The organism is Pseudogemmobacter bohemicus (assembly GCF_003290025.1).
Lineage (GTDB): Bacteria > Pseudomonadota > Alphaproteobacteria > Rhodobacterales > Rhodobacteraceae > Pseudogemmobacter > Pseudogemmobacter bohemicus.
In genome coordinates, this window is record NZ_QNHG01000001.1 from 840,273 (window position 1) to 854,489 (window position 14,217).

Annotated in this window: 12 protein-coding genes; 4 read left to right on the top strand and 8 right to left on the bottom strand. The window is 65.2% G+C overall.

Translation table 11 applies throughout. From position 1 onward, the window contains the following. Nucleotides 1-65: 65 nt before the first annotated feature. Both DRF71_RS04045 and purD read right to left on the bottom strand, forming a co-directional pair. Nucleotides 66-551 carry a GNAT family N-acetyltransferase gene (locus tag DRF71_RS04045; RefSeq protein ID WP_112309259.1) on the bottom strand — a complete coding sequence of 162 codons (486 nt, stop codon included), beginning with the start codon at nt 549-551 and terminating at the stop codon, nt 66-68. A 179-nt stretch (nt 552-730) separates the two neighbouring features. Next, the gene (gene purD / locus DRF71_RS04050; protein WP_112309260.1) at nt 731-2,008 is read right to left on the bottom strand and encodes a phosphoribosylamine--glycine ligase; all 1,278 of its coding nucleotides are present in this window, start codon (nt 2,006-2,008) and stop codon (nt 731-733) included. Between the two features lie 189 nt (nt 2,009-2,197). On the opposite strand from purD, the gene ctaA reads away from it, so the two are divergent. Both ctaA and DRF71_RS04060 read left to right on the top strand, forming a co-directional pair. Further along, nucleotides 2,198-3,382 (top strand): heme A synthase, encoded by a 1,185-nt coding sequence (ctaA, locus tag DRF71_RS04055; RefSeq protein WP_112309261.1) that lies wholly within the window; start codon nt 2,198-2,200, stop codon nt 3,380-3,382. Further along, complete coding sequence (locus tag DRF71_RS04060; RefSeq protein WP_112309262.1) at nt 3,382-4,857, top strand: carboxypeptidase M32; 1,476 nt, start codon at nt 3,382-3,384, stop codon at nt 4,855-4,857. The genes ctaA and DRF71_RS04060 overlap by 1 nt, the downstream gene beginning before the upstream one ends. Here the strand turns inward: DRF71_RS04060 and DRF71_RS04065 are convergent. The 5 genes from DRF71_RS04065 to DRF71_RS04085 form a co-directional block, all read right to left on the bottom strand. Further along, entirely contained in the window at nt 4,845-6,029 is a 1,185-nt protein-coding gene (locus DRF71_RS04065) for an MFS transporter (protein WP_112309263.1), read from the bottom strand. The two genes, DRF71_RS04060 and DRF71_RS04065, sit on opposite strands and share 13 nt — an antisense overlap. A 113-nt stretch (nt 6,030-6,142) precedes the next feature. Further along, the gene (locus DRF71_RS04070) at nt 6,143-6,697 is read right to left on the bottom strand and encodes a class I SAM-dependent methyltransferase (protein ID WP_112309264.1); all 555 of its coding nucleotides are present in this window, start codon (nt 6,695-6,697) and stop codon (nt 6,143-6,145) included. A 278-nt stretch (nt 6,698-6,975) separates the two neighbouring features. Continuing rightward, nucleotides 6,976-7,437, bottom strand: coding sequence for an SspB family protein (locus tag DRF71_RS04075; RefSeq protein WP_112309265.1), 462 nt, complete (start codon nt 7,435-7,437; stop codon nt 6,976-6,978). 131 nt (nt 7,438-7,568) lie between these two features. Continuing rightward, nucleotides 7,569-8,918 carry a chromate efflux transporter gene (gene chrA, locus DRF71_RS04080; RefSeq protein WP_112309266.1) on the bottom strand — a complete coding sequence of 450 codons (1,350 nt, stop codon included), beginning with the start codon at nt 8,916-8,918 and terminating at the stop codon, nt 7,569-7,571. Nucleotides 8,919-8,976: 58 nt separating this feature from the next. Next, nucleotides 8,977-9,435: a universal stress protein gene (locus DRF71_RS04085; RefSeq protein ID WP_112309977.1), complete on the bottom strand. Its 459-nt coding sequence runs from the start codon at nt 9,433-9,435 to the stop codon at nt 8,977-8,979. A gap of 241 nt (nt 9,436-9,676) precedes the next feature. Between DRF71_RS04085 and DRF71_RS04090 the strand changes: the two genes are divergently transcribed. Next, nucleotides 9,677-10,615, top strand: coding sequence for a CehA/McbA family metallohydrolase (locus DRF71_RS04090; protein ID WP_112309267.1), 939 nt, complete (start codon nt 9,677-9,679; stop codon nt 10,613-10,615). A gap of 35 nt (nt 10,616-10,650) precedes the next feature. On the opposite strand, the gene DRF71_RS04095 is transcribed toward DRF71_RS04090, so the two are convergent. Next, the gene (locus DRF71_RS04095; protein ID WP_112309268.1) at nt 10,651-11,526 is read right to left on the bottom strand and encodes a LysR family transcriptional regulator; all 876 of its coding nucleotides are present in this window, start codon (nt 11,524-11,526) and stop codon (nt 10,651-10,653) included. A 177-nt stretch (nt 11,527-11,703) separates the two neighbouring features. On the opposite strand from DRF71_RS04095, the gene DRF71_RS04100 reads away from it, so the two are divergent. Further along, nucleotides 11,704-14,145, top strand: a complete 2,442-nt coding sequence (locus tag DRF71_RS04100) for a GcvT family protein (protein WP_112309269.1) — start codon at nt 11,704-11,706, stop codon at nt 14,143-14,145. The last annotated feature ends 72 nt before the right edge of the window (nt 14,146-14,217 follow it).

A 14,217-nucleotide genomic window follows, 5' to 3' on the forward strand; every position in this document is an offset into this window, starting at 1 on the left:
TGCATATGGGAAGGGGGCGGCGGCGCGCAAGATCCCGGCCTGCGCTTTCGCCCGACCGCGTGGCCTCAGGTGGCGCGGGTGACCGGTCCGGCAATCCCCGCCCAGGCGCCGGTTTTCAGCTCCAGCCCCAGCACGCGGTCGGGGTTGGTCGGCGGCGGCATCACCACATGCTCCAGCTTTGCAAAGCCGAAACGGCGGTAATAGGGGGTGTCGCCCACCAGCAAAACCCGCTCCCAGCCGAGACGACGTGCCTCGCCCAGGCTTTCCGAGATCAAAAGCCCCCCCAGCCCCTCGCCCTGGCGGGTCGGGTGTACCGCGACCGGGCCCAGCAGCAGGATATCGACGGTGCCGATTTTGGCCGGCCAGTAGCGGATGGCGCCGGCCAGGATCCCATCACCATCGCGCAGACAAAGGCATAATGGCGCGATGGTCGGCACCCCGTCCCGCAGCCGGTACGAGGACAAAGCCGTCCGCCCCGGTGCGAAGCAGAGATCGTAAAGCGCCTCGACCTCCCACCAATCCGCCTCGGTCTCTTCCTCAAGCCTGTACACCAGCGCCTGTCCTCTTCCCTTAGCGGCAGTATGGCCGCAATGCGGCGCGCCCTGCCTGACATGCCAATGCGGTCAGGAATATGACAGGCTGCCCGCCTGAACCGACCGCATCTTCCTCTTGAGAAAAATACTCCCGCCGGAGGCATCCGCCGCCCGCAGGAAGCGCGGCGCTCAGAAGATCAAAGCGCCCGCCAGCCGATATCGCGTCGGCAGAACCCTTCCGGCCAGTCGATGCCATCGACCATCGCATAGGCCGCATCGCGCGCCGCGCCAAGCGCTCCGGCCCGGGCGGTGACATTCAGCACCCGGCCGCCATTGGCGAGAATTTCGCCCTCGCGCGCCACGGTGCCGGCATGAAAGACCATATGGCCGCTATCCTCGGGCAGGCGATCAAGCCCGGCTATCCGGCTGCCTTTGACATAGGCGCCCGGATAGCCGGCGGCCGCCATCACCACAGTCAGCGCATGGTCATCGGCCCAGTTCACTTTGGCCTGGGCCAGCCGCTGATCCGCCGTTGCGATCAGATGGTCCAGCACCTGCGCGCCCAGCCGCATCATCAGCACCTGACATTCAGGATCGCCAAAGCGACAGTTATATTCCACCAGCCGCGCGCGTCTTTCTCCATCCGGGCCGTCATCAATCATCAGCCCGGCATAAAGTACGCCCTGATAGGGGGTGCCACGACGCGCCATCTCGCGGATGGTGGGCAGCACGATCCGCTCCATCGCCTGGGCCTGGAGCGCCTCTGTCAGCACCGGCGCCGGGGAATAGGCGCCCATGCCGCCGGTATTCGGGCCGGTATCGCCATCTCCGACCCGCTTATGGTCCTGGGCGGTGCCGAAGGGGAGCGCATTGATGCCATCGGTCAGGATGAAGAAGCTCGCCTCTTCGCCCTGCATGAATTCCTCGATCACCACCTCGGCCCCGGCCGCGCCGAATTCACCGCCGAACATATCGTCGATGGCATCAAGCGCTTCGGCCTCGGTCATGGCGACGATCACGCCCTTGCCGGCGGCAAGCCCGTCGGCCTTGACGACGATCGGCGCCCCTTGCGCGCGGATATAGTCCTTAGCAGGCGCAGCCCCGGTAAAGCGTGCCCAGGCGGCGGTCGGCGCGCCGCAGGCATCGCAGACCTCTTTGGTGAACCGTTTTGACGCCTCAAGCTGCGCGGCCTCGCGCCCCGGGCCAAAGGTCAGGATGCCGGCGGCGCGGGTCGCGTCGGCCACTCCGGTCGCGAGCGGCGCCTCTGGCCCAACGATCACGAAATCAATCGCGTTTTCCTCGCAAAAGGCGACCACGCGCGCCTGGTCGAGAATGTCAAAGCTGGCGCATTCCGCGATCTGCGCGATACCGGCATTGCCGGGCGCCACGATCAGCCGGTCGCATTTCGGGTTCTGTTTCACCGCCCAGGCCAGCGCATGTTCGCGCCCGCCGCCGCCAAGGATCAGAATATTCATGTCTTTCGCGCGCGCCCCGTCTGTCAGAAGTGGTGTCGCCGCGGGGCAGGGTGACGCCCCTGGCCCCCGCGCTCTGGCCGCCTGATAGTCGCCACAGCCGCCGGTGGCAAGCGGGCAGACGCCCCCTTTGCCACCTTGAAGCCGCGAGGCGCGCGCCCTAATCTCGCGCCCGTCACGAAGGAAGGCACCATGGCCAGAAAACGCAGCATTTTCGAAGAAGTCGGCGAAGCATCGCAAAGCGCGAAACAAGGGGGCAAAACCGCCCCGGCGGGGGGCATGATCGACCAGGGCCATAAGGGCGCGCGCGGCGCGATCCGGCTCTGGCTGATCGTTTTGTTCCTGCTGGTCGTGGCGATGATCATCGTTGGCGGGCTGACAAGGCTTACCGGCTCGGGCCTTTCGATCACCGAATGGCGTCCGGTCACCGGGGCAATCCCGCCGATGGATGCCAGCGCCTGGACGGCCGAATTCGGGAAATACCGCCAGACGCCGCAATATGAGCTGGCGAATGCCGGCATGACGCTTGAGGAATTCAAGGCGATCTATTGGTGGGAATGGGCGCATCGCCAGCTTGGCCGGCTGGTCGGGCTGATCTGGGCGGTGGGTTTCCTCGCTTTCTGGGCCACGAAGTCCATCCCGCCACGCTGGCATAAGCGGCTGTTGCTGATCGGCGCGCTTGGCGGGCTGCAGGGCGCCATCGGCTGGTGGATGGTTGCCTCGGGCCTCTCGGGCAGCATGGTGCGCGTGGCCTCTTACCGGCTTGCGGTGCATCTGGGGCTGGCCTTCATCATCCTCGGCTTTATCGGCTGGTATGTGCTTTTGCTGTCGAGGAGCGATTCCGCGCTGATGACCGCAAGGCGGGGGAGGGAGGCGAAACTCTTCTCGATGTCCACCGGGCTGATGCATTTCGCCTTTCTGCAAATCCTGCTCGGCGCGCTGGTTGCCGGCATTGATGCCGGTCGCGCTTTCCCGACCTGGCCGCTGATGGGCGACAGCTTCTTCCCGGCGGATGCGTTTTACGCGACCGATATGCAAGGGAATGTGCTGCCGGTCTGGCATGCTTTCTTTGAAAACCCGGGCCTCGTGCAATTCATGCACCGGATGGCGGGCTATCTTTTGTTCATCTTCGGCCTGGTTGTCTGGCTGCGTGGTCGCAAATCCGCGCATCGTGATACGCGTTTTGCCTTTAACATGGTTATGCTGATGCTGCTGGCCCAGGTCGGGCTGGGCATCATGGCCGTGCTGACCTCGGCGCATCTGCATGTGGCGATCACCCATCAGATCGGCGCGGTGATCCTTTGGGTGCTGATCCTGCGCGCCCGCTACCTGTCGCAATACCCGGTTGCGGGCTCGATCCGGAAAGGAACCGCGTGATGGCTGACATTTATGAAGAGCTGATGCTGCATGCCCGTGAGACGGCGGCGCTGGAGCAGGTTGCCGGGCGTCTGTCCTGGGATCAGGAGACCATGATGCCGCGCGGCGCGGGCGAACAGCGCGGCGAGGAGATGGCCGCGATGGAGGGCGTTTTGCATGCCCGCCGCTCTGACCCGCGGGTGGGTGACTGGCTTTCAAAGGTCGAGCCGGTCGAGCTGGTCGCGAAAGCCCAGGTCGCGCGCATCCGCCGGTCGTATGAGCGGGCGCTGAAAGTGCCGGCACGGCTCGCGCAGGAGATCGCGCGGGTGACCTCGCTGTCGCAAGGCATCTGGGCCGAGGCCCGGGCGAATGAGGCGGTGGCCTCTTTCCTGCCGACGCTGGAACAGGTGGTGGCGCTGAAACGCCAGGAGGGCCAGGCGCTGGCTGCCGGGGCCGACAGCTATGACGCGATGCTGGATGATTACGAGCCTGGCATGACCGGCGCCGAATGCGCCGCAATGTTCGACACGCTGCGCCCGCGCCTGGTGGCGCTTCGCGAAAAAATCCTTGCCTCGCCCCGCAAACCGGCCCAGCTGACCGGCAGTTTCGGGGCGGATGCCCAGATCCGCCTGTCGCGCCGGCTGGCCATGGTCTTCGGCTATGACATGCAAAGGGGCCGGATCGACACGGCAGTGCATCCTTTCTGCTCGGGCTCTGGCGATGATGTGCGGATCACCACCCGCGTGGCCGAGGGCGACCCCTTCAACTGCCTCTACTCGACCATCCATGAGACCGGCCATGCCGCCTATGAGCAGGGCGTCGATTCGGATTTCCTGCTGACGCCCATTGGCGGCGGTGTCTCGATGGGCGTGCATGAAAGCCAGAGCCGCATCTGCGAGAACCAGCTTGGCCGCTCGCGCCTCTTTACCGAATGGTTGTTCGGCGAGATGCGCGACCGTTTCGGTGAATTCGGCATCACTGACCCGGAAGAGTTCTTCGCCACCGTCAACCGCGTCGCGCCAGGCTATATCCGGACAGAATCGGATGAGGTGCATTACAACCTCCATGTCATGCTGCGCTTTGATCTGGAGCGCGCGCTGATGGGGGGCGATCTGGCGGTCACGGATCTGGAAGCCGCCTGGAATGACCGCTTCCTCAATGATTTCGGGGCAGAGGTCGACAAACCCTCGAATGGGATGCTCCAGGACGTGCATTGGTCGATCGGGCTTTTCGGCTATTTCCCGACCTATACGCTGGGCAATCTCTATGCCGGCTGCCTTTTCAAGGCGATGCGCGCCGATCTGCCGGGGCTGGACCAGGATCTGGCAGCGGGCGAGATCGGGGCGGCGAATGACTGGCTGCGCGAAAACCTGCGCCGCCATGGTGGTCTTTACAGCCCGCGCGAGACCATCACCCGCGCCTGCGGCGAAGAGCCCACCGCCGGGCCGCTGCTGGATTATCTCGAAGCGAAATTCGGCGCGATCTACGGTTTCTGACGCTTCAGAGCGACCAGAGCCATCGCCAGCACCGACAGACCCGCGCCGATCACGAAAGGCGCGGGCGATCCCCAGCTGACCCAGGCCCAGCCGGCCGCCATATTGCCGGTCAGCATCACAAGGCCCGAGACGAGGCTGAAACTCCCAAAGGCGCTGCCCCGCAAGGCGGGCGGTGCGACTGCGGCCAGCATGGCGCCCAGAAGCCCCTGGCTGAACCCCATATGCAGCCCCCAAAGGGCCACGCCGACCAGGAAAACCGGCGCCGTCTGGGCGAAACCCAGCACCAGATGCGCCGCGACCAGCAGGCCCAGCCCGATCAGCAGCGGCACCCGCACCGGGTCACTCCCGCGCGCTTTCAGCCGGTCCGAAAGGATCCCCACCGGCCATGCCGCGGCGCCATAGAGCAGATGCAGCACCACGATGATCAGCGGCACCCAGACCGGCGAAAACCCGGCCTCCAGCGCTTTCAGAAGCAAAAACGCCTCGGAAAAGCGCGCAAGCATGATCAACCCGGCCAGCGCGATCACCGCCCGGACCGGCGCGGTCAGCCGCAACGCCTCGCGCAGCCGGAACGTGCCGCGCGGGGCCTCGGTCTGGCCCTCCGGCTCATGCACCCGCCCTATCAGCAGCAGCACGGCCAGCGCCGCCGGCACCGCTGCCAGCCAGAAAACCAGCCGGATATCACCGGCAAAGACCAGCATCGCGGCTATGGCGATCAACGGCCCCAGAAATCCGCCCATCGTATCAAGCGATTTGCGCAGGCCAAAAGCCGCCGCCCGGATCTCCGGCGGGGTGACCGCCGCGATCATCGCATCGCGCGGCGCGCCCCTGATCCCCTTGCCGACCCGGTCCAGCCCCTTCGCCAGCACCACCTGATCGACGCTCATCGCCAGCGGAAAGATCAGCCGCGACAGCGCGCCAAGCCCATAGCCCAGCACCGCCAGCGGCTTCGCCCGCTCCGACCAGTCCGCCAAAATCCCCGACAGCGCTTTGGTTACCGTGGCCACCGCCACCGCCAGCCCCTCGATAAAGCCAATCACCAGCGCAGATGCCCCAAGCCCCGAGGCCAGAAATACCGGCAAAAGCGTGTTCACCATCTCGGAGGACACATCCATCAGCAGGCTGACAAAACCCAGCATCCAGACCATGCGCGGGATCGGTGACGCCGTCATTGTTCGCTCAATTCCCTTCCCCCTGACCCAAATACTCCGGGGTCCGGGGCAGAGCCCCGGCGCCGGAGGCGGTCATTCCCGCAAAACAGGGACAAGAGGCCAGGCCACAGGTCTCAGGCCCGGCGAAAACGATAGACCCGCGCCGGTGGCAGATTGGCCCAGACCTTATGGCCGTTGTCGACGCTCAGCCCAAGCGCGGCAATGCTTTCCGGCGGGATTGGCGGGCGCGGCCCATAGGTGAATTGCACATATTCCCCGCCGGGAGCCAGCATCCCGAAAGCACTGCCGAGGATCGCGCGCCGCACCGGATCGGGCATCGACAAGAGCGGCAGCCCGGAAATCACTGTCGAGACGCCACCGCCCACGATCGCCGCCGCCTCCTCTGCGCCCGCTTTATGCACAGCCACACCGGGGAATTTCCGGCGCAGGTAATCGACGAATTCATCATCCAGCTCGAACAGGGTCAGATTCTCCGGCGCCACGCCGCGCGCCAGGATCGCCTCGGTAAAACGCCCGGTGCCGGGGCCGAATTCCACCACCTTGCCGCTTTCCGGGTTGATCCCCGCAGTCATCGCCCGCGCCAGCACGCGCGACGAGGGCGCAATGGCCGAGATCTGCCGCGGATTGCGCAAAAGCCGCCGCCGGAACAATGCAAGATCGCTTTCCATCGCCTGTCCTGTCTGTCTGTGGGGCAGAGGCGCCCCGGATCACTGGCCCGGCCCATCGGCAAGATGGTCCGGCTTTCCCCGCAGGCCTGCTCTTGCGCATCGTCGCGCACGGGCCTGCAAGACTTGGGTTATGGCATCGTGGCCCGTCTGTCTGGCAGGCGGCCCTGGCAGCAATCTCACCGCCCGGGGCTTACAGCAGGATGACAGGAAAGAGGCCGGAGTGCCCGCATATGCGGCCGGTCCGGCTCCCTGACTGGAACCGGCCGGCGCGGTGCGGATCAGGTCTTGCGGAACTGGTCGAGGCTGACGACCTCGGCCTCGGGGCGGGGGGCGCTTCCGGTCTCGCCTTCCTCCTCTTCGCCTTCCTCGTCTTCCTCCTCTTCGTCATGCTGGCTCTCAAAGCGCAGCCCGAATTCGACGGAAGGATCCACGAAGGTCAGCACGGAATCAAAAGGGATCACCAGCGGTTCGGGCGCATTGCCGAAATTCAGCGTGACGGTAAAGCCGTCCTCGGTCACTTCAAGCCCGGTGAACCAATGCTGCAGCACCACAGTCATCTCGGTCGGATAGCGCTCATGCAGCCAGTCGGCGATGGCCACATCGGGATGGGTGGTGTCGAAAGTGATGAAAAAGTGATGCGCCCCGGGCAGGCCATGTTCGGCCACCTCTTCCAGAACGGACCGGATCAGGCCGCGCATTGCCTGATGCATCAGGTTCCCATAATCGATGCCGCGCGTCATTCGGTTCCCCCGCCGTTTCCTGGCCACCATAAAACATCTGACCGGCAAGGAAAGGGGCGAGCGCGCGGCCAGGGGCGAAAACTCGCACAGCCGCCCTCGCGCGGCGCGGCTTTCGCCCCGAATTGCGGCAGTCAGGCGAAATGCGCCAGCAGGGCGAGGCCCGCCGCCAGCACCAGCACCAGCGGCATGGCTAGGCGCAGCCGGTAAAGCGCAAAACCGCTGGCCAGTGCGATCATCAGCGAAAGCGGCTTCAGTGTTCCGGCCTCGGGCAGCATCATCTGCAGCGGCCCGGCGCTGAACGCGCGATGCGCGGCAAACAGCACATGGAAGGCGAACCAGAGCGAGAGATTGGCAATCACCCCCACCACCGCCGGCGTGATCCGCGCCATGGCGCCCGCCAGCAGCGGGATCGCCAGCAGCCGCTCGATAAAGGGGCTGGCGGTAAAGATGAACAGGAAAGAGGGCAGAAAGGTCATCCACAGCGCCACCAGGGCGCCGCCCATCGCCATCAGCGTGCCGCCATCCTGAAACGCGGCGATCCAGCCGGCGAAGACGGTGACAAGGATCAGCGGCCCGGGCGTCGATTCCGCCAGTGCCAGCCCGTCGATCATCTGCCCGGTTGTCAGCCAGCCGCGCTGATCGACCATTTCCTGGCTCATCCAGGCCAGCAGCGCATAGGCGCCGCCAAAGGCCAGCGCCGCCAGTTTCGAGAAAAACACCCCGATCTCGGCAAGGCGCTGCGGCCCGGTCAGCAGCAGCACCGCCAGCGGCGCCAGCCAGAGCCCCAGCCAGATCAGCAGCGAGACCGCGCCCCGGCGCAATGTGGCGCCGGCCAGGGCTGGTGGCGCCACCCGTTCTGGCAACCCTGTCGCAGGGCGGCGCAGGGATTGCAGCGCCCCCCAGCCGGCGGCGACCATCAGGATCAGCGGAAAAGGCAGCGACAGAAAGAAGAGACCGGCGAAGGACATCAGCGCAATGATCCGCGCCTCGCGCGATGTCAGCGCCCTTTGCGCCAGCCGGATCAGGGCACCGGCAACTATCGCGATCACAGCGGCCTGGATGCCGGTAAACAGCACCGGAATCAAAGGTATAGTGCCAAAGCCGGTATAAAGCGCCGCCAGAGCCGTGATCAGAACCGCGCCCGGCAGCACGAAGAGCCCGCCCGCAATCAGCCCGCCTCTGACCCCCTGCAGCCGCCAGCCGATCCAGGTCGCCAGCTGCATCGCCTCCGGCCCCGGCAGCAGCATGCAAAAGGACAGCGCCCGCGCATATTCCTCTTCGCTGACCCAGGAATTCTCCTCCAGCACGACCCGGTGCAACAGCGCGATCTGCGCCGCAGGCCCGCCGAAGGACAGAACCCCGATCCGCCAGAACACCGCCGCCAGGGTGTTCAGGGCAGGCGGTACGCCATGTCCCGCCGTCCGGTGGTCACCGGTGGGCAGGGCTGCGGGACTGGCTGGCTTGTGGCTTGCGGTGGTCATGGTGGCGCAGGGATAGCGAGGCCGCGTAACGGCAGGAAGACAGGCCCCGGCGCCGGGATCATGCGCCGGCCTGACGCACCACCAGAACCGGCACCGTGCTCAGCCCCAGCACTTCCGACGTCTGGCTGCCCAGCAAAAGCCGCGTCAGCCCACGGCGCCCATGCGAGGACATCACGATCAGATCGCAGCCCGAAGCGGCGCATTGCGCAATGATCGCTCCGGCAGGGGAGGCGTCGATCAGGCTCACCACTTCGGCGGCGATGCCATGGCCCGCCGCGCGGCTGCGGATCTCGTCAAAGCGGCCGGCCAGATCTTTGGCCACCGATTCTTCGTATTTCTCGGTCGCATCATGCACGCCAGCAATCGCCGCCGCATGGACGATGCGCTGATCCATCGGTTCGGTGACGGTGACGACGGTGACCTTTGCGCCCAGTTTCACGGCCAGAGCCAGCCCGTGATCCAGTCCAAGCCCCGCCAGCGCGGAACCATCGGTGGCGATCAGAATATGGGTATACATCGCATTCTCCATGGCAGAGGCCGCAGCATCGCGATCCGGCGCCGCCGATGCAACCGCCGAAACCGCCCCCGGCGTGAATGCCGCAGAATGCGGCCTCTTGCCCGCGAAAGGCCGACGCGGCACAGTCACCGCTGCCGGGCCCGTCGCAACAGCGTTACGAAGCCCGGCGATATGGTCCCCGGCCGCATCCGCCGCCCGCGCCAGCCCGGCCGGCGGCCGACGGCTCTGTCCGGAGCGAGACATGGTCCGCCAATCTGCCTTCACCGCCCCCGGCCGCTTCTGGCGCGGCAATCTGCACAGCCATTCCGACCGCTCGGACGGCGCGCTCCCGCCTGAGGAGGTCTGCCGCCGCTACCGCGCCGAGGGGTATGACTTCATGGCGCTGACCGATCATTATGTCGGGCTTTACGACTATCCGCTGGTCGATACCCGCCCGTTCCGCAGCGAAGGCTTCACCACGCTCCTGGGGGCAGAGCTGCATTCCGGCGCGATGGAAAACGGCGAGCTGTGGCATGTGCTGGCGGTCGGCCTGCCCGAGGATTTCCCAAAGATCGGCAGCCCCGATTTCCATGCCCATCCCGGGCAGGAGAGCGGCCCGGAAATCGCCGCCCGCGCCGCCGCCGCCGGAGCCTTCGTCACCATCGCCCATCCGCACTGGTCGGGCATGACGCCGGCAGATGCGCGCTCGGTCACCGCCGCCCATGCGGTCGAGATCTACAATCACGGCTCTGCGGTCGGAGCCGATCGCGGCGATGGCGGCACCATCGCCGATCTGCTGATCTCGGAAGGGCGCGACATCACCCTGATCGCCACGGATGATTCCCATTTCGGTGTTCCCGATGCCTTTGGCGGCTGGACCATGGTGAAAGCCACGGAAAACACCCCCGAAGCGTTGCTCGCTGCGCTGAAACGGGGCGATTTCTATTCCAGCCAGGGGCCCGAAATCCACGATTTCCGGGTCGAGGGCGACCGGGTCATCGTCGAATCCAGCGCTGTCGAATGGGTGATCGCCATCGGCCATGGCTCAAGTTCAAACGTCACCCATGGCAAATCCATGACCCGCGCCGAAGTGGCCCTGAAATGGCAGGGCGACACATCCTGGATTCGCGTCGTGGTGATCGACGCCGCCGGTCGCCGCGCCTGGAGCAATCCGATCCGTCGCGCTTTGTCTTCCTCTTGACTTTAAATACTCCCGCCGGAGGCATCCGACCGAAATCACACCTCCGGCGGCTGACCGGCCATCCGCCCGCCCAGCTTGCGGCTGACGATCCGGCTCAGTTTGCGATGCAGCGGAGTGATCCGGTGCCTGATATGCATCGCGGCATAGACCGGCTGGCGCAGCACCGGCGCATCGGCAACCGCCTGGACCCTGCCGGCGACGATCAGTTCCTGCGCTGTGGTCTCCAGCACATAGCCGGTGCCACCCATCCCCAGCAGCAGCGAGGTGACCGAGCCGCTTTGCCCGACCGAGATCGGCGCTTCGGCCAGTTCCGGCGTCACCTGGCGGTGCATCTCCTGAAAAGCCGGCGAGAAATGCGAGAAGATGAAGCGCCCGGGCCGCACCTCTGACAGCGAGGTCACTTCGGTCGATACCATGTGATAACTGGCATCGCCGAGGCTCTCGAAATGCAGATCCGGATGCGGTTTCGGCGAGAACATCACCGCGAAATCAAGGATCCCGGTCAGCAGGTCGGCGCACATCTGGTTGGAGTAATCGGGCTCGATATAAAGTGCGATATCGGGGAATTGCCGGCGGATTCCGGCCACCCAGTCGCCCAGATAGATGGCGGAGAGATCGTTCTGTATCCCCAGCCGCAACAGATGCCCGGCACCGCTTGGCACCTGGATATGCCGCCGCGCCTCGTTCCATTCATGGCGCAACATACGGGCATGCGGCTCGAACCGCTTGCCTTCCGTTGTCAGCATGGTGCCCGCGCGGGAGCGGTCGAAGAGCCGCGCGCCAAGCGCGCTTTCCAGCGTTTGCAGGCGCGCGGAAATCGTCGATTGCGTCACGCCGAGCCGTTCCGCCGTGCGGTGGAAGCTGCGGCTTTCGGCGAGGTCGAGAAAGGTTTCGATGAGTTCGATTTGCATGGGAGCCGCGTTTTCGTTGAAGCCGCCGGGGGCCAGCCCCCGGACCCCCGGAGTATTTGGGTCAGGAGGAAGGTGAAAGCACCTGTCTGATCGGATAGTTCGATCAATAGCTGGATCTCAGCCGAATTGAAAGGGACGGGAAGCTGGCGGATATTGTCGTCAATCAGGGAGAATGACATGACGGAACTGGCCAGCGCGCGGGTCGCGATCATCGGGGGGGGCGTGGTCGGCGTCTCGGCGCTTTACCACCTTGCGAAAGCGGGCTGGAAGGATGTGATCCTGCTGGAAAAGAACGAGCTGACGGCTGGTTCCACCTGGCATGCGGCGGGGAATGTGCCGACCTTCTCCTCCTCCTGGTCGATTATGAATATGCAGCGTTATTCGGCGGGGCTTTACCGCGGCCTTGGCGATGAGGTCGGCTATCCGATGAATTACCATGTCACCGGTTCGGTCCGGCTGGGGCATAGCGATGAGCGGCTGCTGGAATTCAGGCGCGTGGCGGGGATGGGGCGCTATCAGGGGATGGATCTGGAGGTGCTGGGGCCGGATGAGATTCGCGGGCGCTATCCTTTCCTTGAGACGCATGACCTGAGCGGGGCGCTGTACGACCCCTATGATGGCGATATCGACCCGGCGCAGCTGACCCAGGCTCTGGCCGCCGGCGCGCGGCAGATGGGCGCACGGATCGAGCGGTTCTGTCCGGTATCGATGGCGCGCTGGACGGGATCGGAATGGGTGCTCTCGACGCCTAAAGGTGAGGTTCGGGCGGAATATGTCGTCAACGCCGCCGGTTACTATGCGGCCGAGGTGGGCAAACTGTTCGGGCGCCGGGTGCCGATGATGGTGATGAGCCATCAGTATCTGCTGTTTGACACCATCCCCGAGCTTGAGGCCTGGTCGAAGGAGAGCGGTGCCAAGCTGCCTTTGCTGCGCGATGTCGACAGCAGCTATTATCTGCGTCAGGAGAAGATGGGCTTCAACCTGGGCCCCTATGAAACCCCCTGCCGCGCGCATTGGGCAATGCCTGACGACCCGATGCCGGAGGATTTCAGCTTCCAGCTCTTTCCCGACGATCTGGAGCGGCTGGAATGGCATATTGCCGATGCGATGGCGCGGGTGCCTCTGCTGGAAAAGGCGGCGTTGCAAAAGGTGATCAACGGGCCGATTCCCTATACGCCGGATGGCAATCCGCTGATCGGGCCGATGCCTGGTGTGCCAAATGCCTTTGAGGCTTGTGTGTTTACCTTTGGCATCTGCCAGGGCGGCGGGGCGGGCAAGGTGCTGGCCGAATGGGTGACCGAGGGCGCGACGGAGTGGGATATGTGGTCCTGCGATCCGCGCCGCTTCACCGGGTTCGAGGATCACGATTACTGTGTGGCCAAGGGCAAGGAAGTCTATGGCCACGAATATGCGATCCATTTCCCGCATCACGCCTGGGGCGAGGGGCGCGGCAAGAAGCTGTCACCCGTGCATGACCGGGTGGCGGCGCAGGGCGCGCAGTTCGGCCCCTATAATGGCTGGGAGCGCGCGCTCTGGTATGCGCGGCCCGGGGATGACGTTTCCGAGGAGGCACAGCGGACCTGGAAGCGCGAAGGCCCCTGGTTCGGGGCGGTGAAGGCGGAATGTGAGGCGGTGCGGGATGCCTGCGGCATCCTCGATCTGCCGGGCTTCTCGCGTTACTGGCTGTCAGGCGCTGGCGCGGCGGAGTGGCTGTCTTTGCAGATCACCGGCAAGCTGCCTTCGGTGGGGCGGCTGGGGCTGGCCTATTTTGCCGATGAGAAGGGGCGGATCGTCACCGAGATGTCGGTCGCGCGCTTTGCGGAAGATGAGTTCCTGCTGATCACGGCGGCGACCGCGCAGGCGCATGACCGGGCCTGGCTGGAGCGGCATCTGATGCCGGGGTTGAGCCTCGCTGAGGTCACGAATGACTGGTCCTGCCAGATCCTGACTGGCCCGAAGGCGCGCGCGGTGCTGGAGGCGGCAGGGGCGGAGGCCGATCTGACCAAAGGCTGGCTTTCGCATCAGCTTGGGCGGATTGCGGGCCGTGAGGTCTGGCTGGCGCGGGTGAGCTTCGCGGGCGAACTCGGCTGGGAGATCCACAGCCGTCTGGCTGATACGCCTGCGGTCTGGGATGCGGTGTTGGCGGCGGGCGCGCCTTTGGGGCTGAAACCCTTTGGCATGTTTGCGCTGAATTCCTTGCGGATCGAGAAGGGATATCGCGCATGGAAGGGTGATCTTTCGACCGATTACACTGTATTGCAGGGCGGTCTTGAGAGATTTGTCGACTGGGGCAAAGCGGAGTTCCGTGGACGTGCGGCGCTGGAGGCAGAGAAGCAGGCGGGGGTTGCGAAGCGGTTTGCGACGCTGGTGATCGAGGCAGGCGCCTTCGATCCGCCCTATATGTCGACGATCTGGAAAGGCGAGCAGGTCGTGGGTGAACTGACCTCTGGTTATTTCGGCCATCGGGTCGGAAAATGTATTGGCCTTGGTATGTTGCGGGCCGATCTGAATGTGCCTGGCGAAGCGCTGGAGGTCGAGATCTTCGGCGCGCGCTTCGCTGCAGTGGTGCAGGCGGATGAGCCGCTCTGGGATGCGAAAAACGCGCGGATCCGCGCGTGACGGGTTTCGGGAGCGCCGGGGGTTTTCCACCCCCGGACCCCTGGAGGATATTTTCAGACAGATGAAGGGGTA

Bases quoted from the DNA above. Each gene is read 5' to 3' on its own strand.
- purD (WP_112309260.1), bottom strand. From the start codon at position 2,008: ATGAATATTCTGATCCTTGGCGGCGGCGGGCGCGAACATGCGCTGGCC.
- ctaA (WP_112309261.1), top strand. From the start codon at position 2,198: ATGGCCAGAAAACGCAGCATTTTCGAAGAAGTCGGCGAAGCATCGCAA.
- DRF71_RS04060 (WP_112309262.1), top strand. From the start codon at position 3,382: ATGGCTGACATTTATGAAGAGCTGATGCTGCATGCCCGTGAGACGGCG.
- DRF71_RS04065 (WP_112309263.1), bottom strand. From the start codon at position 6,029: ATGACGGCGTCACCGATCCCGCGCATGGTCTGGATGCTGGGTTTTGTC.
- DRF71_RS04070 (WP_112309264.1), bottom strand. From the start codon at position 6,697: ATGGAAAGCGATCTTGCATTGTTCCGGCGGCGGCTTTTGCGCAATCCG.
- DRF71_RS04075 (WP_112309265.1), bottom strand. From the start codon at position 7,437: ATGACGCGCGGCATCGATTATGGGAACCTGATGCATCAGGCAATGCGC.
- chrA (WP_112309266.1), bottom strand. From the start codon at position 8,918: ATGACCACCGCAAGCCACAAGCCAGCCAGTCCCGCAGCCCTGCCCACC.
- DRF71_RS04085 (WP_112309977.1), bottom strand. From the start codon at position 9,435: ATGTATACCCATATTCTGATCGCCACCGATGGTTCCGCGCTGGCGGGG.
- DRF71_RS04090 (WP_112309267.1), top strand. From the start codon at position 9,677: ATGGTCCGCCAATCTGCCTTCACCGCCCCCGGCCGCTTCTGGCGCGGC.
- DRF71_RS04095 (WP_112309268.1), bottom strand. From the start codon at position 11,526: ATGCAAATCGAACTCATCGAAACCTTTCTCGACCTCGCCGAAAGCCGC.
- DRF71_RS04100 (WP_112309269.1), top strand. From the start codon at position 11,704: ATGACGGAACTGGCCAGCGCGCGGGTCGCGATCATCGGGGGGGGCGTG.